We start from the raw sequence: 26,316 nt of genomic DNA on the forward strand, positions 1-26,316 counted from the left end.
ACGCAAGTAGAGGAGGGTTTCTCAGTTAAATTAACAACTCATCTAGAAATTAGATAAACCCACCCTCCAATGATATGATATAACGCAAGTAGGGGCGGGTTTCTCTGTTAAATTAACAACTCATCTAGAAATTAGATAAACCCACCCCCCAATGATTATGATATAACGCAAGTAGAGGAGGGTTTCTCAGTTAAATTAACAACTCATCTAGAAATTAGATAAACCCACCCCCCAATGATTATGATATAACGCAAGTAGGGGCGGGTTTCTCAGTTAAATTAACAACTCATCTAGAAATTAGATAAACCCACCCTCCAATGATATGATATAACCAACTAGACTGATACAGCTAACACCTTCTATGAGGGTGAGTTTACATCAGTTTGAGAGTAAGCAAGGAAATCTATGCTCAAACCCGCCTCTACAAGATTTCACGAATCGCCCCTAATATTGCAACTTACTGAGATGATAACTTTCTCTCTACCTCAGCAATAGCAGCATCATGTTCTGCTGCGGTACGACTAAAAATATGAGTACCATCATAGCGAGCCATAAAATACAAATATTCTGTATCTTCTGGATTAAGAGTTGCTTCTAAACTAGCTAAACCTGGACTAGCAATAGCAGTTGGTGGCAAACCAGTATTCATATAAGTATTATAAGGAGAAGGTGTTTCAACCTGACGATAAGTAAGAGGCTTATCTTTGGTTTGACGGATACCAAGTCCATATTCAACTGTTGGATCTGCTGCCAACCTCATACCTTGCTCCAAACGATTATTAAAAACACCTGAAATTAAACCACGTTCTTCTGCAACTACAGCTTCCTTTTCCACAATACTTGCCAGAGTCACCCACTCATGGAAACTCAATTTTTTTGTATTCTGGGAATTTTTCTGATATACTGGGAGAGCTATTTTTTCAAACTGTCCTAGCATTTGATTAACAATAGCTTCTGGAGTAGTGTTCTCTGGCGCTATTTTATAAGTATCTGGGAATAGATAACCTTCTAGATGAGGTATATTTTCTGGCAACCAGGGAAACTTATTGTAAGGAATATTTTTGGTAGCAGCAATAAAATCAGCAGCAGGGAAAAAACCTTCAGTTTCCAGATACTCTGCCATTTGTGCGATTGACCATCCTTCACGAATGACGTAGCTTTGTTTAACTACCTCTCCGTCTAAAATTTTATCTGCTATGACACTAAGTGGTTCGGTGAGTGATAAATTATAAGTACCAGCTTTAAATTCCAGGTCAGGATTTTGTAAGCTTAGCCATTTAACCCATAAATTCCAAGCTGTTGAAGAGCGAATTATACCAGCAGTTTCTAACTTCTCCCCTATTTGTTGCCCATAAGTACCTATAGGAATTTTGATGGTAACAATATTTGCTTCCGGAGATTCAGTAGATGATGTGACTGAAACTACAGGTCCACTTACCCAACTCCACCAACTCCAACCTTGCCAAGCAAAAATACCACAGGTTATAGGTAAGATAGCTAAGTAATACAAGGCACGATTAGAAATTAGTTCAATACTTTTTTTCATTTGATTAAGTTAATATTTTTTGGCAAAAAAAATTACTTCGAGCAAGTCTACTCTAAGAATTATGAATTGGACTATTCTAGAATATTACTAGGTCTTAAATCTTTAGCTAAATGACTTAATTTACAAACTACAAAAGGTTTATTCCATATCATCAAACAATTGATCTTCTAGCATTACTTGAACCATTGGCTGAATTTCTTTAAACTCTTCTTCAGAAAGTAATTCTAATTTCCCATGATCGCTTTTACGAGCTGGAATTAAAAATGGATCTAATGGTGTATATATAGCGTATTTTTTATCTTCATACAAAAAAGTTGCTAGTTCTTCATAATATTCACTTTCTTCATCATTTTCATCTACTTCATCTAGTTCATCTTCATCCCATTCTGGTAACTCTCCAGTAACAGTTAATGTTATTGCTGTTCTTTGCAGGATCAGGTTTTGTTCTTCCAGGACAACTTTAGCAGTATCAAAAATTTTATCAATTTCTGATTCATCATCCACTGGAATATTTGCTTGTTCCATATCTTCTGACCCCCAAGTAAATATTTCTACAGGTAAGTCTAATGGTAATAACATTACATACTCTTGATTATTTAACTCTAGAGAATACTCTATGGTACAACATAGGGTTCGTTCAGCCTCATCAGTTAGGGTGATATAGGTTTCTTGAGATTGTCCATTTTCTTGTGGTTCTGGGGATGAAAACATTTTTAGGTATTTTGATTACTTGTTCATTTTCAAAAAATCGGTAGTTTGGAAGCCATATTGCTTGAGCAATAGCTCTAAAAACACCTAGAAAAACTTTATGAGTATTTCAACACTCAAAAGTTTTCGGAATTACACTTTGCATATCATACATCTTTTTCGACCAAAATTAACAATTAACTATCGGTTATAAGATTTATTAAGACTTATAAACGTAAGCATTTCCTAGGTCATGCTGTGCCAACAGCTATTAGCTTTTAAACATACAGAACTTACTAAGATTAGCTGATCATCTTTTTATTTATGTTTTACTTCTTGGAGACTAATTCCTCCTGAAAAACATTGCTATAATTAATAACTAATAGCTGAACGCTTACCTATTTTCTGGAGAATGAGACCCAAACAGTTATTAGCTGTTCGCTGTCAGAACTTGAAAAAAATTAAGTAAATTTAAGGTTGAATTATCCTAAATTTTGTGATAATGACAGACAATAACTAATTAGGGTAATAAACATAAAAAAGTAAAAAGTTGTCAAACCATCAATATTTCTAATTACAAATAAAATTTCTGCAAAACCTTTTTTTCTATGTTTTATACTTCCTGAGTGAATATAATTTACACATTGGAAGATTACCTTATTTCTACCGACTTTTTTATGATAAAAATTGGTAATATCTGCTTATAAAAATTTTATGATTATTCAATATTTCCAATAGTAAAAAATCCCATCAATTTCATTACCTAAACTATCAATTAGGGTTTCCTTATACAACGTCTTTTTTGTTGAGCTAGGGAAAAGTCATTAATTATTAATTATTAATTATCCATTTTCTCTCCTTTCATCAAGCCATTGCTGCAAAATTAAAGCAGCAGCTTTTCTATCAATTAAACCCTTATTTTGAGAAGGAGAAATATTAGCAGCCTTCAACATTTCTTCAGCTTGAATTGAAGTCAAACGTTCATCAACATATTCTATCGGTAATTCGAGAGCTTTTGACAACCTTTGAGCATATTTTTGTATTTGTTTGGCTTGGAAACCAATAGAACCATTCATTGTATAGGGCAAACCAACTACCAGAACTTGTACTTGACGGTCTTCAATAATAATTTGCAGTTGAGCTATATCCTGCTGAAAAGAGGTACGTTTGATAGTAGTAATACCAGTAGCAATTAAACCTGTACCATCACATCCGGCAATTCCCATACGTTTTCTTCCGACATCCAAACCTAGTGCTGAAATTCGAGATTGAGCCATTAGCAATTAGAGTTAATTTATCTATCAATTTTATAGTGTAATATAGTCAGGAAGGCAGAAGGCAGAAGGAAAGTATATGAAGTACAACTTTAATCATTAAACCTTCTCTGTACGAACCGCAAACCTCCCGTGGGTTTACTTCAGGAAAATGGAATCTGTTGTATCTAAAATTTCTTTGCTTTTAGGGCAACAGGGAACAAGTAAGAGTTCCGCAGGTTTTGATTTACTTTTTTATTTTTCACAATCAATTGAATTGAGGATTGCTATAATATTTCTCAAACTATTATAGATTTGTTTTTCTTCTTTTATACTTCTTAAAACCAAACAATTATTTTTTACCTTACTGATTATGAAAATTTCTATAATTACACAATAAAAACATAAGCATTCAGAAATTCAATATTCTCCTTCAAGTTTTAATATTATTGCTCAATGCGATCGCATTCCACAGGAAGACATGACTACTAATAACTGAATGCTTACATCAAAAAACCATCTCATCTTTAGACTTTTTTATCATCCCCATTTTGGGAATTAGGAGATATAAACTTAGAGACAGAATTTACCTTTTTATTTTTTCCTTCCCCACCAGAATTATCATTCTTGCTTGATTGGGAATTAATCTGAATTTGATGTTTATTTTTCATAATTTTCAACCAAGAACTACGACTAGGAGCAGGCTTTCTAACTGGTTGTAAACTTTGAAGAAATTCTGAAAATTGGAGGTCATAAATAGCTGACTTAGATTCTCTAACTTTATGCCAAACAGAACGAGACATCAACAAAGTATGTTCAATTTGTTGAGCATTTATTCGTTCTAAATATGCTTCACGTTCAGGTTGATAATCAACAGAAGCAAGTTGCAAAGATTGAGGCGGAAAATCTTGAGCCAATGTTGCCATTTGTGATAATAACTCTGGGTATAACCAAGTATAAGCGGGATGTACAGTTAACTCAGCTATATGTGGTTGTGTACCATCACGACATAATTGTACTTGGAAGTAACCTATTGCCGCCTTGCGTTGAGATTCAAACACATACCCACTCACTAACTCAGTATGATTAACCCATTGTTTAACTCCTTCAATCAAACCACTAATAAAACTTGTTTGAAAATCTTCAACATCGCGGTCAAATACTTGACGCACTGAAGGTGGCATTGATGCTGTATCTAATTGATAGAGCAACTGAGCATCAGCATTACTAATAGGTAGTAAATTAGGTAAATTTGGCTGTGTTTGGGCTAAATCTTGTAACTGTTGGGAAGTAATTGTCCAGTAAGTAATTTGAGCCAATGGCTGAAAACCATTTTGGCGGTACAGTGCCATAGTATCTTTATCATTTACATTAACTTCTAATAACCATGTCCGTGCCTCCCAAATTTTTTCAAAGCAGTATCGAAGCAGTTGAGAACCTATTGCTCTGGTATTTCCTCCTGCTTCAATAAATATTCTTTCTACCCGCCAACTGCTGCGAGTGCGATTTGTGGGACAAATTTGAATTACTCCTTTAACTTGTCCATCTACTTCGGCAATGTATGAAGTTAACAAATATTTGCAGGGATTAGGGAAAAGGCTCAACAATTTAAGTGGCCAATACCAACGATTAATTTCTGCTAATTTCTCACTTAGGTTAATGGGAGAAATATTGAATGTAACATCTCGATGGTTGTGTTGGACTTCTGGTGCTTCCCAACATAGCTTTTTGATAGTTTCTAGGTCACGATACTCTAGAGGACGTATCTGCACCTGGCTTTGCTTTTGGGGAATAAAAGGTTGCATAATTTTTTTTGGTTTTGGGATTCTTAGGGATTTGCAACTTAATAAAGTACCGATTATTAGTAAATAAAAAAGACTGTGCTTGTCCGCAGCGAGGGGATAATATTAGGCTCAAGCTTAATTAGCGGGAGTTAACTTAGCTGTAGGCGAAGCCTTCTGGTAGAGAGAGAGTAGCAATCTCTACTCTGTAGATTAGCTGGTAGTCTATTTTGTTGCTACTCCTTTAAGTCATTTCAGTTAACAGTTATCAGTACCTTTAGTTGTTTGTGTTAGCGTAGCTCCTCTGCAAGAGGTAGTATTCCATAGGAAAACTAGAGGATGGAAATACTAAATAGAATATTTTTTTCATCCCCTGAAAGATGGATAATGGATAATTAACTCTTGGTGAAAATCAAGATGATTCAACCAAGTGGGGAAATACTATTTCTTTTCTCTCCTAAAAATAAACAAGAAGCTTTAAACCTCTGGGGATTAATTATTAATTATTAACTGGAGAGTACAAAGTTCTTTTCAAGAATAATTTGCTTATCTGACTGAAAGTATTACTGGAAAAGACTTACAACACCTATTAGTCCTGGATAGAAAGTTTCTCACCTTTAGGTAGCTGAAACCCTTAGCTAGCAATATTTATTCCTAGAACTTTGCACTGTCAAGCTACTTAATTATTAATTATTAATTGCCTTCCCAGTTGTCTTAGGATAACAATGGCCTAATCAAAACTATAGGGGTTTGCTCATCAGCATTTCCCGCTGGATTACTTCTCAAAGCCTCCTCTAGTAAAGGGTGGGATACATCAGAAGTTGCTGCTAATATTTTAACTGCTTTTAAGTCATTAACATCTACTATTGCTGCTCCCAGACCTGTTGCTTTTCGTATTTCCTCAACTACTTGCTGAGGATTTTCTGGACCTAAAACTATAAATTGGTCATAAGGTGGTAGTGTTCCAGTCACATCATCTATTAGTCTGGCTTGTTCTCCAGCAAGTTGATAGAACATTCCAGGTTTTCCTAATATTTTAGCGATGGAACCTCCAATAAAAGCCATTAATACTCTTATTGGTCCAACAACATCCACTAGAGTTTGCATTCCACAAGCTGTGGCCAAACTTGAGGTGGGCAAAAAGAAGTAACAAATACGTTTGGCCACCCATCCAGGGTTAACATCTGTGGGGTGACGAAAACGGCCTTGAATTAAGGCTAGAGGTGTTTCTCCTATGGTAACTATATCTCCTGGTTGAGAATGAGGAAGTACATAATTTTTGATGATTTCTATTGGATCGTCTAGTTGAGTTAATAGGTGAGTCGGAATCGGAAATACTTTGGTATTTTTGGTTTCTCGTTGATTTGGTGTAGCATTGGGGTTAGGAAATTTCAGGGGAACTACAATATGTCGCACTTTGGGGATTCGACCACCAGGACCATAAGTGACATAACACACTTTAACCCAAGCTGATTTTAGTTCCTCTAAGTTATTGCCTTGAATATCAATTACTATTTTTAGTCTTGTCTTTTTTCTTACTTTTACTATATAGGCAAACCAATAATTATCGGCTCTAGCTGGAGCATCTTCATGCAAGGGAATGATTTGAGTTTTATAATTTACTCCTGCTAAACTTTCACTAGATAATAGTGTTACTTCTGCCTGTATTTCTGGCACCATAATTTCTAACTTTTTGGTACGGTTGCATAATTCCATTTCACCTACTAAAAGATATTTTTCTGGTTCTGTAACTGCTAAGTTCCAATTTCCTGTGGTTAGCTCTAAGGCATTTCCTGGACGATTTCGATATTGTAATTCTAATGCTAACCAGCTTAAAATTATAAGTATGGCTAAAATAATAATTCCTGTGGTTAAAATTTCTATAATCATCATTTAATCTCCTCACTAAATATTATTTTAATTAAGTTTATCAGGACTCAAGCCACGGGAATCCAGAAACCCGGTACGAGGGTGGATATTTATTGTCAAAAACAATGATTTACTGTAGAAACCGGGTTTCTTTGCGTAAGTCCTGTTTATTTTAAGTAGGTTGCTGATTAAATCTCAAGTGAGCATTCAGCAGTCAGCCATCAGCTATCAGTTTCATTACCTTTAAAGGAGAAAAAAACAATTTAGAAATTTTCAAATAATTACAAAGTCTGGGTAAAAGTCCATCAGCTAATTTTAATAGTCTATCAAGGTACATTTCATTTATTAAAAAGCTGAGAGCTGAGAGCTAATGGCTGAATGTTTACATTCTTAAAGTTTTTACAGATCAAGGTATTGGCCTTTTTATATCTGGAAAAAGTACCTGGTTTTCAGTTCTTAAATACACGGTTCCCGAAAAATCAAAAAGTTACCATTTTAAGCAACAGTTAAGCAAAAAAAATTACTTTCCTGCTCTTCTACTCCCCTAGGGACGCCCTTATGCAACGTCCCTACCCTTAAAAAAGACTGAAGAAGCCCCAACCCTAAGTATTCAGCATTTAGCTTTTGAAAGCATAAAGCAATTAGTCAAGGTCAACTAATGACTTTTTTCTTGACTGGGTTATACTACGCAAGCATAACTCTTAACTATTCCCTACTCCCTACCTCAACAAAAAGATTTTATTCAACTTTTTCATTGACATATACTATAAAATATGATAAAAACTATCCTTTAATCTTGCTGGAATAAGAAAACAAAATTCAAAAACATAAACAACAAAAATATATTATTCTATTATGGTGCTTTTTTTGTAAAGATTCGTAAACTATATAGATAGTATTTTGTGGAATTGGTTGGAGGCAAAAATTAGTCCCAAATTTCTACTGTTGATGTACAAAAGTAGATTTGAACTATTTTCCCAAACACATAAAAGCAAAAAATCAGTAACTTTTGACTCAGAAATAAAGTCAATAGCCTCTATTTTAAGGCCATAAAGAAAGTCAACTTCAGTATTTCCAACCTCTAGCTTAACTACTATTCCTTCCCGGAATACCCATTGAATGGTAACTACATAACTTCTATCTTTTGTCAAGTTTTATGTTAAGAAAGATGTTTGTAAAGCATAGAGCTGAACTAGAGGGTACTGATAACTGATAACTGATAACCGATAACTGATAACTGAAATGACCTCAAAAATAGGACTTAATATGAAACAACTTACAATTGCTGAACACTATCTATTACTTGCACATATCTTATCAACAGTTTTTGGCCTAGCAGGTCTGTTAATAGTTCTACCAAATCCGGAAATTATTGCCAACTTGCCTCCTCTGGGACAAACAGTTTTCCAGTGGAGCATGGCAGGTGGAGGAGCAACTTTCATTATCTTCGGAGCATTAGCAGTTGCTATATATGGAATTAGAAATTTAGGAATAGGTACAACTTTAGCTTTTATGCTACCTTCTGTATTTATATCTTTAAGTAGCGAACTATTAGGGACTAGCACAGGATTTCCTTTTGGGGATTATGCTTATCTCTATGGATTAGGGTACAAAGTAGCAGGTCTCGTACCCTTTACCATTCCTTTATCTTGGTTTTATATGGGATTTGTTTGTTATTTACTAGCTCGTTGTGGTTTAAAAATTAATAGTTCTAGTTCTTGGATACGTCATTTAGGAGCGATCGCCACAGGAGCAATACTTCTGACAGCTTGGGATTTAGTTCTTGATCCGGCTATGAGTCAAGCGCCATTTCCATTTTGGGAATTTCAAGAAGAAGGCTCTTTCTTTGGTATGCCTTACCGCAATCTAGTTGGGTGGGTAGGTACGGGTGCTACATATATAACTGTAGCTGCTTTACTTTGGGGTAAGAAAACTATTTTATTATCCCGTCAAGAGTTAAACTTGCCACTAATAACTTATTTAGTTAATTTTGCTTTTGGGGCAACAATTACTATAGTTGCACTGGATAATAGGTTTTTATTACCTGTTGGTTTGAGTATTTTATTGGGAGTAGTTCCAGCGATTATTTTTTGGTGGATATCTGAAGCTAATAAATCAAACCAGATGAATATTTATCCAGAAAATATGGTGACTGACGATGACCTCAAAGTAGCTACAACGGATGTAGAAATGGCTCTTAAATAGGGTTATTAATAATTAATAATTAATAATTAATAATTACCTCTTCTTATCTAAAGAAAAGGATCAGCTAAAAAGAATTTTTTTCTTTTCTTCGTCGAGGGATGCCGATATCTGCTTGGCATCCTACCCTGGGAGAAGCTTTCCTCTATGAATGAATAGACTTTATACCTTGATTTTTCGGTAAAGATTTTGAGGTTTAATCAGCAAGCTCTAATTAGGGTTTGCGCTTCTTCAGTCTTTTAGTAGTGTGGATAAGCCAGAATCGGTGAGTCCAGAATCCGTATGTGAATGGGAATCATAGAAGAAGTAGCCAGAAGAATTTTCTCTTTATTTTCTACCCCTCGAAATGCTCAAAATCCTAGATTTTTGAACTCGAACCACCCAAAAGCTGGTACTTTATTAGTATCTGCAAAGGCTAAAATCTTTACCAGCAAACACTTTTATATTTCCATACGCAAGCCCTAAATAAGTAGGTTGACAAAAATAAACGTCAGTATGTAACAAAATTTTCAAGCAGTTGAAACCCCTTAGATTCCTATCCCTATCGAATGCTGCGCAAACCTTACTTCTTCCTTCTTCCTTCTTCCTTCTTTCTTCCTAAAAAACCATGCTAGAAGTCTTTTTTTTTGTCATCCTAATGTTGCAACTACCAGCAACAGCTATCTTATTATCACGTCTCATCAAAGGTCCGACTCGCCAACCGCCATTAAAACCTGACTCCCCTACAGGAGAATCAATAGGTAAAGTAACAATAGTAGTGCCAACTCTGAATGAAGCAGAACGTATTACTCCTTGTTTAATGGGTTTGAGTAGACAAAGTTATGAAGTCCGAGAAATAATAGTAGTTGATAGTAGCTCAGTAGACGATACTCAATATCTAGTTAAGAAGCAAGCAAAAAAAGACCCAAGATTTCGCTTAATCACAGATGACCCTTTACCCTCTGGGTGGGTAGGTCGTCCTTATGCTCTACATACAGGTTTTTTAGCAAGTTCTCCAAAAAGTGAATGGTTTCTGGGAATAGATGCGGATACTCAACCAGAGCCAGGGTTAGTAGCTAGTTTGATAAAAAAGGCTGAAGCTGAAAAATACGATTTGATTTCTCTGTCGCCACGGTTTATCCTGAAGTATCCAGGAGAACTCTGGCTACAACCTGCTTTGTTGATAACATTAGTTTATAGATTTGGACCGACGGGTACGGGGGCGCAAACACCGGAACGGGTTATGGCTAATGGTCAATGTTTTTTCTGTCGTCGTTCGGTGTTGTCTAAAATGGAGGGTTATATTAGTGCTAAAAGTTCTTTTTGTGATGATGTAACTCTGGCGAGAAATATTGCTGCTGAGGGGTTTAAGGTCGGGTTTCTGGATGGAGCAGAAGTTTTGCAGGTTAGAATGTATGAGGGAATGTGGGAAACTTGGCGAGAGTGGGGGCGATCGCTTGACTTGAAGGATGCTTCTCCTGCTATTCAAGTTTGGAGCGATCTTTGGTTGTTATCGGCAACTCAGGGTTTACCTTTATTGATAGTATTGGGTTATTTGTTTTTTGGTTTGCCTATTTCTATTTCTCTATCTAGCCAATTTTTGTTATTTGGTTTGAATTTATTTTTATTATTAATTAGATTTGCTTTGTTATTAGGTATTGCTCCATCTTATGACTTTAGTAAAGCTGAAGGACGTTGGTTATTTTTATTATCTCCTTTAGCAGATCCTTTGGCAGTTTTACGGATATTTTTATCTGCTATGAAAACTCCGACAAAGTGGCGCGGTAGAGTTTATGAAGGAAACTAATAATGAATAATGAATAATTAGTGTAGGGGTTTGCTCTCTAAACCCTCATCTAAATTAAATTTTTTACCAACAATAAATAATTAATAATTGCTTTTATTAAACTATTGCGCAATAGTTTGGAGATATTCGATTAAGTACAAAGTTAGCGATCGCTAACTTTGTACCTCATAAAATATTTAGGACTTACGCATGAACGCTACTGGTAGTGCATTGTTTCATCTAAAATGGTGCACTAGACCGTAGGGGCGGGTTTTACAAGTAAGTTAACGAGCTTTCCTAGTAAACTAGATAAACCCGCCTCCAGTGATGTAAGCCACCCTCTCAGGGGCGGGTTTATGTAAATCCTAGAAAGAGATGAAAATTTCCTGAGAAACCCGCCCCTACCTATTGCAGCATTTTAGATGAAAAAGTCCAGTAGGGTGTGTTAGCGCACTTCATAACGCACCAAAACTCCAGATATAGTATATTTGCGTAAGTCCTGATATTGATACAATTAAATACTGTAGAGGTTTAGTTTCCAAATCCCTTTTTTGTAGGGTGCGTTTTACTGCGTGACATGAAAATGAAATGTAACGCACCGTTGATCCCAAATATTTCGGTGCGTTAGTGAACTCAAGATTTACAGCGCTTTTCTTTCTTGATAAACCACATCACCATAACCAAAATATTGTAGGGACGCCCTTATGCAACGTCCCTACTGTGGTTTACTAAAATGAAAACCGCTGTAAACTCAGAGCTATATAAAAAAGCTAATAGCTAGTTAAATTTTTACCTAACTTGAAAATCATTAGCTACTAAATCTGGACTACCATCTAAAATAGCAAACTCACCTCCAATACCAAAACCACCATCAGTACCGTTGGCATTATAATACAAAGTTCCACTAGCAGAATCATAAACAATCTCTGCTGCGGAAGTTGCAGCATCACCCTCACTGGAGACAATTGCAAAATCATCTTCAACTAAACCAATACCAGCAGAACTATCTAATTCGGTAAAAGTATCCAAATCAAGTAAAATTCTATCTTGCCCGCTATTAAAATCAGTGATTGTATCTGTACCTAAAGCCTCAGAATCAAATTCTTCATTAGTGTTAAAAATAAATTTGTCTCTACTTGCTCCACCAGTCAATACATCGTCTCCCGGACCACCATTCAGGCGATCGCGACCTTGACCACCGCTGAGAGTATCATTACCGCTTCCACCAAGCAAGATATCTGCTCCTGGACGACCTTGTAAAACATCATTACCATTTTGACCGAATAGAGTATCATTTCCCCTTGCACCAATCAAAGTGTCGTTACCATCATCACCAATGACACGATCATTTCCTGCGAGTCCATTTAAGCGATCGTTTCCATCAAAACCTCTGACTATATCGTTACCAAAACCTGCATCAATATTGTTATCGCGGCTGTCTCCGTTATAAACCACATCCTCAGTCGGAATGACAGTATCCAAATTCTCCAACACTACCTGTCCGCGCAACTCACCACTTCCATTATCTTCTGTGTGCAGGTTAATATAAGCGCCTCCTAACTGTACGGCCTCAACTTCAGTATCATCCAGAGTAAAATTACCAGAGAATAAACCACTGTTATCACCATTGTCAACTACAGTTAAGTTGCGTAAGATAGGACCACCTTCACCAAGTTCACCCACATGAACGTGAATTGAACTTTGAGGATTTCCCTCTGAGTCTGGAGCACCGACATTTAATAAATCACTAGTTAGATTAGAAAAATCCCCAGATATATTCAGATTATTCCCAGAGAGAACAGCATAAAAGTCTCCTTCAGCGGCAGTATCTACTACTGGGTCAACTTCTTGAGATTCTGAGATTGGTAAGAATGTTACTAGAGTATCGTCTGTTGAGGTCTCATTGAGGAGAACTTGGGTACGCAACTCACCACTTGGATTATTATCTGTGTGCAGGTTAATATAAAGATTACCTGACTCCGCAGCGACTACTTCATCATCACTTAGAGTAAACTCTCCAAAAAAGCCACCTGAGCTATCACCATTATCAATGACAGTGAAGTTACGAATAATTCCACCACCAGAATTAGCTAATCCTTGATGCAGATGAATAGGACTTTGAGGATTTCCTTCTGAGTCTGCATCTCCCACCGGAAGTAAATCGCTGGATAATTCTGAAAAAGTTCCTTGTATTGTTAGGTTGTTACCATTCAGAATCGCATTTGCTATCCCTTCAGCAGGAGTATCTGCTATTGGGGGTACTTCAAAAAGCTCTGACATCGGCAACCCCAGGCCAAATGCTATCTCCTGATCGTCTGCCAAAACTACCTGTCCTCGTAATTCTCCACTTTGGTTATCTTCTGTGTGGAGGTTTACATAGAACCCGTATTCTTCTCCTACTAATGCTTCTGCATCTGTGAGAGTAAAAGCACCATTAAATGTACCTGTAGTATCATCTACATTGAAGTTGCGAACAATAGGTCCTGTTTCACCTGCTACCGCTTGATGAACATGAATCGGACTTTGAGGGTTTCCCTCTGAGTCTGGGTCTCCTACAGGAAATAGAGGGCTTGATAGTTGCTCAAAAGTGCCATCTATTAGTAATATATTTCCTGGTAAAAATACATCGAAAGAGCCCATGGCCGGACTGTCTGTTACAGGTGGAACTTCCTAATTTTCAGCCATTGGTACAGAAAGTCCAAAGAAGTCATCAAATAAATAAGTTGCCATTATAAGCCTCTGAAATTTTATAGAATAAGCCTACCATACTTTAAAATAGTTTCAAGTTACAATTTAAAGTCATATAAAGTTAAGTTAGTATTGGTAAGTTATACAGTCAGGTTCTTTCACAGAATGTTAAGTTTTTAATTTACCCATTTTTTTTATTTAACTCTTGAGTATGACTTTATGTCATCAATAATTACTTTAAATTATATCCTACTTTAATTATTGATTAATAGAGAAATTAATGTATAATATTATCTGTCAATTATTTGTAAGCATTCAGCTATTAGCAATAAGACCCTATGTTTAAGGATAAGTTTAAATAAAAAAAGACTTTAGAACTGACTTTTATAGTCAAGTTTTTCTAGATCAATTTAATAAAGCTTTTATCGCTCACTATAAAGCAATAGGTGATGGATGACTGCTGAATGCTTAAAATTATTTGATTGAAAATTATTTAAGATAAAAATATGCAAACCAAAGACATAAATACCCAAAATAATCCCAAAATTCCAGCTAAAGATAGCAACTTTTTACAACAAAATTTCCATTTAAACTCTTTAGCAAATAACTCTAATTTTGACTTTCAAAATCCACCAAAACAAGAATTAATTGACGCCTGCGTTCACTGTGGATTTTGTTTATCTACTTGTCCTAGTTATCGAGTAATAGGGAAAGAAATGGATTCTCCCAGGGGTAGAATTTATGCTATGGATGCTATTAATAAAGGAGAAGCAGTTTTAAATCAAACAACTGCTGAACATTTTGATACTTGCTTAGGTTGTCTTGCCTGTGTAACTATTTGCCCATCTACTGTTAAATATGATAAATTAATCGCTGCAACTCGTCCCCAAGTAGAACGAAATACTCCCCGTTCATTACCTGATAAATTAATTCGTAATCTCATCTTTAATTTGTTTCCTTATCCCAATAGATTACGACCCTTAATTATCCCTCTATTCCTTTATCAAAAATTAGGAATTAATAAACTTATTCGTGGTAGTAAATTACTGGAAAAAATTTCTCCTAGATTAGCAGCAATGGAATCTATTTTGCCAGAAATTACTGTTGATGCTTTCGAGAATAATTATCCGACAATTATTCCTGCTGAAGGAAAAAAACGTTATCGAGTTGGTTTAATATTAGGTTGTGTGCAAAGAATATTTTTCTCCCCCGTTAATATGGCAACAATTCGAGTTTTAACCGCCAATGGTTGTGAAGTTATTATTCCTAAAAGTCAAGGTTGTTGTGCTGCTTTGCCAGAACATCAAGGGCAAACTGAACAAGCTCATACTTTAGCCAAACAGATGATAGATAGTTTTGCTAATACTGGAGTTGATGCAGTTATTATTAATGCTGCTGGTTGCGGTCATACTTTGAAAGAATATGACAATATTCTTCAAGATGATTCTGAATATTCTGAGAAAGCAAAAGAATTTTCTGATAAGGTTAAAGATGTGCAAGAATTTTTAGCAAATGTGGAATTAACAGCTAAACTTTATCCTTTAATTGAAGGTGAAGAATTGAATATAGTTTATCAAGATGCTTGCCATTTATTGCACGGTCAAAAAATTAGTTTGGAACCCAGAAAATTATTACAACAAATTCCTGGAGTGAAATTGCGCGAACCAATGGATGCAAGTTTGTGTTGTGGAAGTGCTGGAGTTTATAATATGTTGCAACCAGAAATAGCTGATGAGTTAGGGCAACAAAAAGCCGAAAACTTATTAAATACAGGTGCAGAATTAATTGCTTCCGCTAATCCTGGATGTTCTTTACAAATTAAAAAGCATTTAGAGTTGCAAGGTAAAAAAATGACTTTAATGCACCCAATAGAATTATTAGATTACTCTATTCGTGGAGTGAAATTACAGAGAAAATAGTAGATGCTAATTTAGTCTGATTAGGGTTTGCTTATGAAAGTCTGTCAGTTAAAGAAGGGAACAGTTTAGACTATATGTCTACGACTAAATTTTCTGATAGTCAAGATTAAAACTTTACCATCAGGACTTACGCATAATCAACCAGTTTTGGTCATTTGAGATTGCTATCCTGACGGACTGCTTCGCAAATGCACCTCGCGAGTAATGACAGAAATACGTTGGGCGTGCGTAAATCCTAACCATTTTGAAGCTATAACAGCTAAAAACCAAGAATTTTTTTTGAAATCAAAAGGCTAAAACCTATATTTGTCAATACTTTGAAATTGAATCAGCAAACCCTAATTAACGATCACGAAAGTGATTGCCTTGTTTTTTCCGAATCAAAAAAAGTAGCGTATATTATCAAGTCTAATACCAGTTTATGTACAGCAGATTTTGGGCAAATGATTTACAGAGTAAATGGTGAAAACAGTGTATTGCCGGCATCTTGCCTCCAAGAGTCTAACTCATGGGCAACAGAAAGTGCTGTAAATATAGCGATCGCTCTTTTTTTTTAGATAAACTTTATTGATTTAAACGTTTGAGAGAAAAACCACTCATACCCAAGATTGCAAATAAACCTAAAACTGTAGAAGATTCAGGAACAGGTTCCGGATCGAGAATATTTGCAACTGCTACAGACCTGCGACGAGATTGTCTTTCAAAAGTTCCTGTACCAAAAGTACCATTGCTTAATGTTACATCAAAAGTAACGCCTGCAAGACCAAAATCACCACCAGGATCAAAAAAACCAGGACCAACATTGTTTGTATTCATTCCAAACATTAATGTCTCCCCTGTAGTAAATGCTCCATCTGCAAAATCAAGTGTTAATAGCTGTTGTCCATCAAGGGAGTAACTAAACTCAGCATCAGTAACATCACTATTGTTACCAACTTGAGGAGCTCTCCTTGGACGGCTAAAGTTAAATGAAGCATCTGGATCTGCTGATAAATCTAGAATCAATTGATCAATATATACGTTTTCAGGACCTTCTTCAAAGATAACCCGAAAAAAGTTGTCTCTACGAGCTGCATTACTTCCAGAGTCTCCTCCTATAGTCTTAAATTTAATTGTTGCAGCTTCTGCTATTCCTGCGAATAAAGCAACACTAGCAGTTACAACCACAGTTATCAGTGATTTTTTTGCTATTTTCATCGAAGTATTTCTCCTAATTTTGGCGTTTGGTAGATGAGTGATACTGTTGATCAACATTAGAAAGTTAATACAACAGATTTCGAGTCAATGATTTACAGGATAAATACTTAAAACATTGTAGTGCGGGCAATATGCTCGCAATCAACCTCAAGGACAACAAAAAGTGCTGTCAAATCCTTGGAAAATGCTGTATGCAGCTTTTCCTAACTTACGAAATCTAGGGAATTCTGAAAATAACCTTTTCTGCCGATTTTCGTAGAAAGTTACACACCCCCGTACAAATGTACTATGCTTTCAAGGGAAAGCTTGTATAGCAATGCTTTCAACCACCCTAACTATTGTGTCCATAATAGCCACAAAAAATATGTTTTGACTTATGAATAGCCATCGTCATATAACACTATAGTACATAGCAAGAATAGCTCATAACGCTCCACTGGTAAGCCTCATAGCTATTTTCCCTAGTAACGGGTAGTTAAAAATAGTCTATAATTACCTCTGGATAGTCTTATACGAGTTTTTCCTTAGAAGAGAAGTTCAGATAGATGACTTTTAGATAAACCCTTTATGTAAATCCACTTATTATTATTACAGAAATTCAATGGGTTTGTCTAGAGGATCTAGGTCAACTTTACCGAATCTTCATAAACCTCAGAAAAGGGGTTATTTTTCTCTCCCTTCTAGTAGTCATGTCCACAGTATATGAAATACAGTTATTGTTATGATCTTTTATACCTCTAACTTCCCTCTTCACCAAAGCCAAGAAATTATCTATCTGATATCAAATTCGGTTGAACAGTTATTATATAGTTGGAGAGGATGTGGGAGGGGGAATGGGGAGTATGGGAAGTGTGGGTATAAGTCATAATGAAATCATTAGACATCTCCAAAAATCCCAAATCAAATCAATTATCGTACAGAAATTTATCAATTCTTTCTGACTATTGCCCATTGCCTATTGCCCCCAGACCTCTTTTCTGGTGATGTCTATATTGTGAGAAAAAAGTGTAGGGGTTTTGTCTCCAAATCAAAGCGCCAAGAGACTTAGAAACCAAACCCCGCATTTATAAATCTTACAACCTATTTAGGATTACTATATCAATCACGACTTACGCAGAAACCGGGTTTCTTGACAGAAATTTCATGGCAATAAACCCGGTTTCTTGGTTGCTTTGCGTAAATCCTGATCTATGATTACAGCAGTTTCGGAGACGCGTGAGGTACAAAATTTTATTTTCTGTTTAGTAATTCTGGTAACACAACTTTCCAGGTTGTTACAGCAAACGAAGGCTTTGTTACAAAAATATTTAAGTGTACCTCACCATCCTCATGCATTGCTGTAATTACAGGATATTTAGGACAAAAGAGGTAAAAGATAAATGATGAAAGTATTGTAGTCCGGGCATCTTGCCCGCAATGGATGTACCTCTAGGACTAAAGCCATGAGGTACGAAAAACAGGGGTTTGAGATTGCTTCCTGTTGTCGTATCGGACGAAAATACGTTGCAGTTGCGTAAGTCCTGACCTAATAACCACAAAAAGCGTTGTATCAATTATCCATTATCAATTATTCATCAACCTGTATTCCGCATACCAGCAGCAATACCATTGAGAGTTAACAACGCACCACGCAATAGCTCACTCTTACTATAACGAGAATGAATTACACCAGGCGTACCCATATCTTGCTCGCGCAAGCGTTTCAGTAAAGCTACCTGCAACATACCCAGAGGAATAATAGTTCCATTTCTTAACTGCACAGAACGCTGTAGATTAGGATATTCATCTAAAGGTCGCTGATGACCAGAAATTTGTAACACTAAATCCCGTGTTAAACGATATTCAGTAGCAATTTGCTCAAACAACTGCTCAAACCTTTCTAAATCTTCTGGTTTAGATAATTCCCGCACATAATAATGAGCAATTTCCAAATCCACTTTTGCTAAAGTCATCTCTACCTTAGAAATCACAGTACCGAAGAAAGGCCACTTAATATAAAAGTATTGCAAAAGTTTCAGATGTTCTTCTGGCTTTTGTTCCACAAACTCTTGTAAAGCAGTTCCCACTCCATACCAAGCAGGCAAAAGGAAGCGACTTTGAGTCCAGCTAAACACCCAAGGAATTGCTCGTAAACCAGAAATTGTCTTCTTTTTATCATTCTTTCGCCGAGCTGGACGGGAACTAATTTGCAGTTGACTAATTTCCTTAACTGGTGTAACTTGATAGAAAAATTCGACTAAATCTTCTTGTTCATAAATAAGATGTCGATAATGGCTACGCGATCGCACTGCCAACTCTTCCATTATGTCATTCCATTCTGGAATTTCATCAAACCCTGTATGGAGTAAACTAGCTTGAATTACTGCAGTAGTAACATTTTCTAAGTTAAACATTGCTAACTGAGGCAGAGAATATTTAGAAGCAAGTACCTCGCCTTGTTCCGTAATTTTAATTCGCCCACTAATACTTTTACCCGGTTGAGCTAAAATAGCTTTATAAGCAGGACCGCCACCGCGTCCTACAGAACCACCACGACCATGAAATATCCGTAAAGCAATGCCATACTGCATACCTATTTTATGTAAAGCTTTTTGAGCTTTATGAATTTCCCAGTTACTACTCAAGAAACCAGAATCTTTATTACTGTCTGAATAACCCAACATTACCTCTTGCAGATAAGGAGTTTCTAATTCTGATTTCAATGCTGGGTTCGACTCTTCTGGCAATTTATCGTATCCACCAGCAAGCGCTGCTCGATATAGAGGCAACTTAAATAAATCATCCATTACCCTGGGAGCATTTCTCAAATCTTCTACTGTCTCAAACAGAGGAACTACCAAAAGATCACTTGCACCAGTTGCGGGATCGTAAAGTCCTGCTTCTTGAGCTAATAACAAGACTTCCAACATATCGCTGACATCACGACTCATACTGATAATGTAGGTTTGGCAAATTTCTTTACCAAACTCTATTTGCAGTTGTCGCAGCATTCGGAAAGTGTCAATAATTTCACCGGTTCTCTCAGAAAAATGTAACTCTGTAGGAATTAGGGGGCGACGGGTAAGTAACTCTTTTGACAACCACTCAACACGCTCTGCTTCCGACATTTCCATATAAGATTTAGGCAAAATTTCTAAGTATTCAGTCACTTCCTGAATTACAGCCTCATGTACAGAAGATTCCTGACGAATATCAAGTCGCGCTAAAGTAAAACCAAAGATTTCTACCTGACAAATAATATTTTCTAATTCACTACAGTTTAAACCAGTTTCTTTCAGGTTGCGCTCAATGAGTTGCAACTCTGCTAGAAAGTCTGCAGCAGTATAATAAACATCTGCTTTTTCTCTACCTTTCGATAGAAGTTCTTTTTCTCTTTGAAATTGATCGCCATTATATAAACGCCAGTTGCGATCACGAGTATTTTCTAGACGTTTTTGCACATAAGACAACTTCAACCGATAAGGTTCTTGACGATAGCGAATTGCCCATTGGTCATATACTTCTGACATTTGTAGATGGTCGCGGTCTAAAGAGTCCAGCAATTCTGGTAATATATCACTCCAATGCAAAGACAAACTCAAAAGTTCTTTGAGGCGATCAACAGCATCAATATATTTATCTAATGCCATCTGACGTTGATAGCAAGCAGTTTCCCAAGTAACCTGTGGGGTGCAAAAAGGGTTGCCATCACGATCAGCTCCCACCCAGGAACCAAACTTACAAAAATTGTTACTTGGTGGTTTTAGATAAGGGAAAGAATTATGTAACGCTTGCTTAAACCTACGATATAGGTGAGGAGTAGCATCAAACAAAACTTCATTAAAATAATGAAGAGTAGTTTCTACCTCATCTAGTACCGTAGGTTTAAATTGGTGTAGTTCATCTGTCCGCCACCACAAAAGAATTTCTTCTGTTAATTGTTTTTTGAGAGACTCTATTTCCCAAGATGGAATCAAGTTCTTCTCTTCTTTTCCATTTACCTCTGGTTTCTCAAAGCTTTCATCTACCATATCTAGCTCCTGGAGAATTTTGGCAATACGTCGCTGTTTAGTTCTAATTGTCCGACGTACAATTTCTGTAGGGTGCGCTGTAAAAACCAAACGGATGTCTAAGTTATCAATTAATCTTTGAATTAACTGAGCTGGTACATTGAGAGTTTCTAGCAGAGGAAATAGGTAATGAAATGTACCCTCTCCTTCTGGTTGAGTTCTATTATCATTCCATATAGGTATACTTCCAACTGCCAACTCACAGGTCTCACCATTCTTAACTACATCGTTTTTATAGATTAGTTTTCGTGAATTTTTGTTGTGAGAGTAAGCTAGTTCTTGACTTCTTTGTTCATAATGTTGTTCTACAATATTGATTAGCTGAAAATATAGAGCAAAAGCTCTGGCAGCTCGAATTGCATCTTGGAGTTCTAGTTTTCTAATTAATTGTTCAATTTCTGAACCAATAAATTCCGAAGCTTGTCCTTCTGGAGAATGAATGGAGCGCATTTTCTGAAGTACATCTACCAACTCTTGGCCACATTCTTGCTTGAGCACTGACTCCCACAAATCTTCAACTACTTTGATTCTATGACGTAAAAATTGATCCGAAATTGTCATTTCGGCATTTTTGAACCCTGATTCTAACATTGTCTGTTTTGTATTCATATTATCTGTTCCCGTATAACTGATAACATCAAAAATAAATGTAATTTTTGATACTGTTTTTGTTTAAATAAATGCTGCTTTTCTTAACCCCCCTTTCAAAGCTATCCCTTATAAACACTTCTGAAACCCTGTTGATGGGGGTGGGGAGATGGGGAGGTGGGGGGAGAAAAGCCTCTAGTTAAATACTTTTACTCTCCCGCAATAACCATTAAATGGCAAGCTCATAACTTCTCTATAATGTCTAAGTTTTATGTTAAGAAAGATGTTTATAAAGCATAGAGGGAGAAGGGTTAAATTTGATACAGTCCTACATAGTAATGGTACACAAGAAAAAAGAATGTCGAAAACAGGGGCAAGATGCTCCCAAAACCGGGGCAAGATACTCCCACTGTTCTCGTCACAAAAATTATGACAATGTACGAGTATTACAATGCACTACCACTAGTTTTTTTGTACTGTTCAAAAATTTACCACATCACCTTAGAAATAGGAGGAGTTTTGGCTAAAGAAACCCGGCTTCTGGGTTCTAGTCTACAAGAAACCCGATTTCTACAAGAAACCTGGTTTCTGAGTTCTAGTCTATAAAGAAACCCGGTTTCTACAAGAAACCGGGTTTCTGAGTTCTAATTTACAAGAAACCTGGTTTCTGAGTTCTAGTCTACAAGAAACCAGGTTTCTGGGTGGGGCGGAAATAGTAGAAACCGGGTTTCTGGGTGGGGCGGGTTTCTGGGTTCTAGGAAGAGGCAATTATTCATTATCTAATGAAGACTTATCAGATGAATTTTGGGGAAAATTCAGCATTGGTAGGCGATCGCCCCGAAATATTTCTTCACTGTATAGTCCAATTTCTAATAATGACTCATTAACAGCTTTATTAGCCAACAGACCCAATAAAACCGGACCAGTGGCCAAACTCAGGACAATATCTGAATCAATTTTCCAACTAGGAGTGGTAAATGTAGGATTTTCAGGGGAATTTTCTCGAAAAGATTGCATTTGTATTACCTTATTTTTTTGATACAGGACTTACGCAGCAGAACCCAGAAACCCAGTTTCTCCTAAATGTTTCTTGCTCAAAACAATGATTTAGCCTAGAAACTGGGTTTCTTTGCGAAACAATTTTTTTAGCAAGTAATGCTAATTTGTATATATTTTATAGTATAATTATGGCTCTATTATTTTTAATAATATGCCACTGATTTAAGCAAAAGGTTTTCTTGATCTCTATGGGTACGCTACATTCCCAAATACCAATGATATAGTTAAGCCAGTCAAGGGAGTCTCCCAAACTAACGAGAATATGAAAGGGAATAAAATCATACTGACGGAAAATAAATCCCCTCTAGGAATTTGGGCACAAAAAGCCTTGGGACTTTCAGAAGTACAAGTACAAGTAAGATTGCGTGGCAATCACTTACATATCCTCTGTGAAGCCCAAAAATGTCCCGAAATGAATTTTGCCGTGGGTCGGTTTTCTCAGGCGCTGAGTCAGATTGATATAGAATCTCTACTACCTCCTCATCAACCTCGAATTTACCAGATGTTTCTGTGTGGCCGGACTTTAGGCAAGAGGCGACCTGACTGGACAGTAAAACTTGATAGTAACAAAGTATCAACTCACAATCAGAAGGTAAATACTCCAGCTAATTCTTATTTAATATCTGATTATGTTGCTCCTCAAAATTATGCACAAAATGCTCGTGGCAATCAAACTTTACCTGAAGCAAAATTAACAAAAGTTGGTGCTGGACAATCTTCTCAACTGGGTCTCCAGGAAAATACTCCCTCTAAATTACTCTTAAATTATCATTCAGGTCTGGTCTCGACAAATGACACATTAGACCATCTTAACTTTTCATCACCATCATTAGATTCAGAGAATTTTTCTGACACTGAACCAGAAAAGTCCAAGTTTGAAGCACAGCTAGATGACATCAAAAAATCAGGTCGATATCTACTTGATTCTCCTCTCACAGTTTCTTCTCAAAAATTAGCTGAATATGGCCACCCAGATGCAATAGCTAGTTATCTGAGTGAAATTTTAGGCGAGTTGGGGGTCTCTGTAAATGTCACTATTCGAGAAAGACAATTTAAGGAAAAATTAACAGAAACAACTTCACAGTCCGAAGATCATGGGGAAAATAATAAACTAAAAACCAAAAAAATATTATGGGTATCCTGTGAAGCAGGTTATAGTCCTGACCCATCTTTATTAGCAGAACCAATTACCCAAAAATTACGACAACTCAAGCTGAAAGATTTTCATGAAGCGTTAATTTCTCTTTTGGTTCAGGGTGAAACAGCACCTGACTGGATGTTAAGGGTAGACATGACTCCCCCCGATCTAATGTTACAAGAATGGGCGAGTTGGGGGGATGTAGCAGCTATTGAAAGTTTACTTAAACAACAGTTAGCTACCCTCGGGGTGGATATCCGAGCTACTCTAAAAGAATCAACTTTACATTTATTTTGTACTAAAACTCATAATTCCCACCAACAATATCCAGATCAAAAAGAAACCAAACTAGCGATCGCTTCTCAATTAGAAAAAATTCTCCCAAGAGGTATCGAAGCTGCTACCATATACGGCTGTATTATCAATGAAAGTAAGTATAAAAAATCGGAATCACCTCAATGGGTAGACTGGTTAAATTTACCAGCGTCAAAAAATCTCAGTCTATCTGTAAGTGCTAAAGTTTTGGCAAGTCAGGGAGACAATGAAGCGCTTAGTTTTTTGTTAAATAAATTACTGAATCCTAACCTGAATCAGAGATTGCAAACAGGTGGTATCCGGGTATTAATATTACAGAAGCAAGATTTATTGCACATTATGAGCGAAGCTCCTACCTGTCCTACTCAGTCTATGGTAGGACCTGCGATCGCTGGTTTCTTGCGTCAACTGAAAGTTCCTGGAGTTAGTGGGGTTAGGGTTTATGGTCGTCGTGCTGGTCAAAAGTTGCCTTTGTGGCGCTATGGAGTTAATTTTGATGGAAAAAGTCACCAGCATTCTGGACCAACACCAGAGTTTGCGGCTTCTGTGGAAATGGATTTTTTATTAGGGAAAGAAGCGGATCATGTATTTCTAAAGTTAAAACCACAAACGACTGAAAATTTTGACTCAAAACTTTTGCTTCCTCAAAAGTATTCATTTACTGCACAAGTTTCTAGAAGTATTCAACAATTACTTATTGGTTCTCGTTTATTTCTTCCTAATGAGGAAGATTCGACAAAAATAACTGATTCATTAAAATATAATGCTCGTAATTATGGTAAATGGGTTACTGCTCTTGTTTATGCAGCTTTGGGTATTTTATTTACAGTTCAAACTGATTTAAAAGTAGGTGCAATATTAGAAAGAGTTCCAGATATTTCGGAAGCAGAAAGTTTAGATGGAAAAGCAAATCCAGAATTGATAAATTATCCTACTTTTAATAGTTCCCAATTAGATGAACAATTAGTTCGTTATCAACAATATTTACAAGTAGAAAACAGATTACCAGATATTTTAATAGTTGGCAGTTCAAGAGCATTAAGAGGAATTGATCCGACAATGCTGGAGGAAAGTTTAGCAAGTTTAGGATATCCAGATTTAAAAGTTTTTAATTTTGGGATAAATGGAGGAACTGCTCAAATAGTAGATTTGATTTTACGTCGAGTTTTGCCACCAGAACAATTACCGCCATTAATTATTTTTGCTGATGGAGTTCGCGCTCTCAATGGTGGTAGAGTTGATAGAACTTTTGATATTATTGCTAGTTCTGAAGGTTATAAACAAGTAGATACTGGTACTTTTAAAATTGGGAATAATGTATCAGATAAATCAGATGATTTTGGCTTAAACATATTTCCACAAATATTCAAAAATATTCAGAAAAAAACAGAATCAATATCAGTTACTTATCAAGAGCGTGATCGCCTCAAGAACTTGCTTGTCTCAATTATTAATAATCCCAGAAATTGGAATGTTTTTAATCAAGAAGAAACCCTTGATTTAGAAGTAGAAAATTCTCCAGAGTTAGATGAATTTCAAGCCAATGGGTTTCTGCCAATTTCCATGAACTTTAACCCAGAAAAATACTATGAAAATCATGCTGAAGTTTCTGGTGACTTTGATGCTGATTATGCTGACTTTAAATTAACCGGAAAACAAACAACAGCACTCAAAAATTTACTAGAGTATACTGAGTCACAAGGGATTAATTTTGTCTTTGTAAATATGCCTTTAACTACACCATATTTAGACAAAGCCAGAACTGCTTATGAAAAAGAATTTCAAGAATATATGGAAGAGTTATCTTGGAAATATACCAATTTTATCTATCGAGATTTAGTTAGTATATGGCCTGAAAATTATGATTACTTTTCTGACCCTAGTCATCTTAATCATTATGGAGCGATCGCTGTTTCTCAAAAATTAGCTGAAGATGATATTATTCCTTGGCAATGACCTTAGATAGTCTAAGTGCATTGTGTCATCTAAAAATGTAGGTTCTTGTAGAAGGAAGTGAAACCTAACACGGGTCTTAATAATGTTGGGTTTCGTTCTTCAATCCAACCTACCCTTAAAATCCACACTTTTAAGATGTAGGTTCTTGTAGAAGGAAGTGAAACCTAACACGGGTCTTACTAATGCTAATGTTGGGTTGAGGAACGAAACCCAACCTACCCTTAAAATCCACACTTTTAAGATGTATGTCCTTGTAGAAGGAAGTGAAACCCAACACGGGTCTTGCTAATGCTAATGTTGGGTT

Annotated in this window: 14 protein-coding genes and 1 pseudogene; 4 read left to right on the top strand and 11 right to left on the bottom strand. The window is 36.3% G+C overall.

The features are described 5' to 3' along the window. Positions 1-457 precede the first annotated feature (457 nt). From mltG to VKJ25_RS13070, 6 genes are all read right to left on the bottom strand, one after another. A complete protein-coding gene (mltG, locus tag VKJ25_RS13045) occupies positions 458-1,546 on the bottom strand; it encodes an endolytic transglycosylase MltG (RefSeq protein ID WP_324237062.1) in 1,089 nt (362 codons plus the stop codon). Positions 1,547-1,684: 138 nt separating this feature from the next. After that, the gene (locus VKJ25_RS13050) at positions 1,685-2,257 is read right to left on the bottom strand and encodes a DUF3727 domain-containing protein (RefSeq protein WP_324237063.1); all 573 of its coding nucleotides are present in this window, start codon (positions 2,255-2,257) and stop codon (positions 1,685-1,687) included. Between the two features lie 818 nt (positions 2,258-3,075). Next, positions 3,076-3,510 (bottom strand): Holliday junction resolvase RuvX, encoded by a 435-nt coding sequence (ruvX, locus tag VKJ25_RS13055; protein ID WP_324237064.1) that lies wholly within the window; start codon positions 3,508-3,510, stop codon positions 3,076-3,078. Between the two features lie 503 nt (positions 3,511-4,013). Next, the gene (locus VKJ25_RS13060) at positions 4,014-5,291 is read right to left on the bottom strand and encodes a GNAT family N-acetyltransferase (protein ID WP_324237065.1); all 1,278 of its coding nucleotides are present in this window, start codon (positions 5,289-5,291) and stop codon (positions 4,014-4,016) included. Between the two features lie 690 nt (positions 5,292-5,981). Beyond that, a complete protein-coding gene (locus tag VKJ25_RS13065) occupies positions 5,982-7,160 on the bottom strand; it encodes a F420-0:Gamma-glutamyl ligase (RefSeq protein ID WP_324237066.1) in 1,179 nt (392 codons plus the stop codon). Positions 7,161-8,020: 860 nt separating this feature from the next. Further along, entirely contained in the window at positions 8,021-8,287 is a 267-nt protein-coding gene (locus VKJ25_RS13070; protein ID WP_324237067.1) for a hypothetical protein, read from the bottom strand. Between the two features lie 115 nt (positions 8,288-8,402). On the opposite strand from VKJ25_RS13070, the gene cruF reads away from it, so the two are divergent. Next, the gene (gene cruF, locus VKJ25_RS13075) at positions 8,403-9,341 is read left to right on the top strand and encodes a gamma-carotene 1'-hydroxylase CruF (protein WP_324237084.1); all 939 of its coding nucleotides are present in this window, start codon (positions 8,403-8,405) and stop codon (positions 9,339-9,341) included. Between the two features lie 604 nt (positions 9,342-9,945). Next, positions 9,946-11,124: a 2'-O-glycosyltransferase CruG gene (gene cruG, locus VKJ25_RS13080; RefSeq protein ID WP_324237068.1), complete on the top strand. Its 1,179-nt coding sequence runs from the start codon at positions 9,946-9,948 to the stop codon at positions 11,122-11,124. Between the two features lie 768 nt (positions 11,125-11,892). Here cruG and VKJ25_RS13085 read toward each other — a convergent pair. Then, the gene (locus tag VKJ25_RS13085; RefSeq protein ID WP_324237085.1) at positions 11,893-13,383 is read right to left on the bottom strand and encodes a CHRD domain-containing protein; all 1,491 of its coding nucleotides are present in this window, start codon (positions 13,381-13,383) and stop codon (positions 11,893-11,895) included. 57 nt (positions 13,384-13,440) lie between these two features. Further along, a pseudogene (locus tag VKJ25_RS13090) lies at positions 13,441-13,761 on the bottom strand (CHRD domain-containing protein); the annotation flags it as partial. A 536-nt stretch (positions 13,762-14,297) separates the two neighbouring features. Between VKJ25_RS13090 and VKJ25_RS13095 the strand changes: the two are divergent. Further along, the gene (locus VKJ25_RS13095) at positions 14,298-15,710 is read left to right on the top strand and encodes a (Fe-S)-binding protein (RefSeq protein WP_324237069.1); all 1,413 of its coding nucleotides are present in this window, start codon (positions 14,298-14,300) and stop codon (positions 15,708-15,710) included. Between the two features lie 564 nt (positions 15,711-16,274). On the opposite strand, the gene VKJ25_RS13100 is transcribed toward VKJ25_RS13095, so the two are convergent. The 3 genes from VKJ25_RS13100 to VKJ25_RS13110 all read right to left on the bottom strand — a co-directional run bounded on the left by VKJ25_RS13100 (position 16,275) and on the right by VKJ25_RS13110 (position 22,561). Next, entirely contained in the window at positions 16,275-16,907 is a 633-nt protein-coding gene (locus VKJ25_RS13100) for a PEP-CTERM sorting domain-containing protein (RefSeq protein ID WP_324237070.1), read from the bottom strand. A gap of 1,574 nt (positions 16,908-18,481) precedes the next feature. Next, the gene (ppc, locus tag VKJ25_RS13105) at positions 18,482-21,547 is read right to left on the bottom strand and encodes a phosphoenolpyruvate carboxylase (RefSeq protein ID WP_375340331.1); all 3,066 of its coding nucleotides are present in this window, start codon (positions 21,545-21,547) and stop codon (positions 18,482-18,484) included. 765 nt (positions 21,548-22,312) lie between these two features. Continuing rightward, entirely contained in the window at positions 22,313-22,561 is a 249-nt protein-coding gene (locus VKJ25_RS13110) for a hypothetical protein (RefSeq protein ID WP_324237072.1), read from the bottom strand. Positions 22,562-22,865: 304 nt separating this feature from the next. Here VKJ25_RS13110 and VKJ25_RS13115 point away from each other — a divergent pair, with 304 nt between their 5' ends. After that, complete coding sequence (locus VKJ25_RS13115; RefSeq protein WP_324237073.1) at positions 22,866-26,012, top strand: hypothetical protein; 3,147 nt, start codon at positions 22,866-22,868, stop codon at positions 26,010-26,012. Positions 26,013-26,316: the final 304 nt, after the last annotated feature.

The organism is Okeania sp. (genome assembly GCF_035285525.1).
GTDB lineage: Bacteria > Cyanobacteriota > Cyanobacteriia > Cyanobacteriales > Microcoleaceae > Trichodesmium.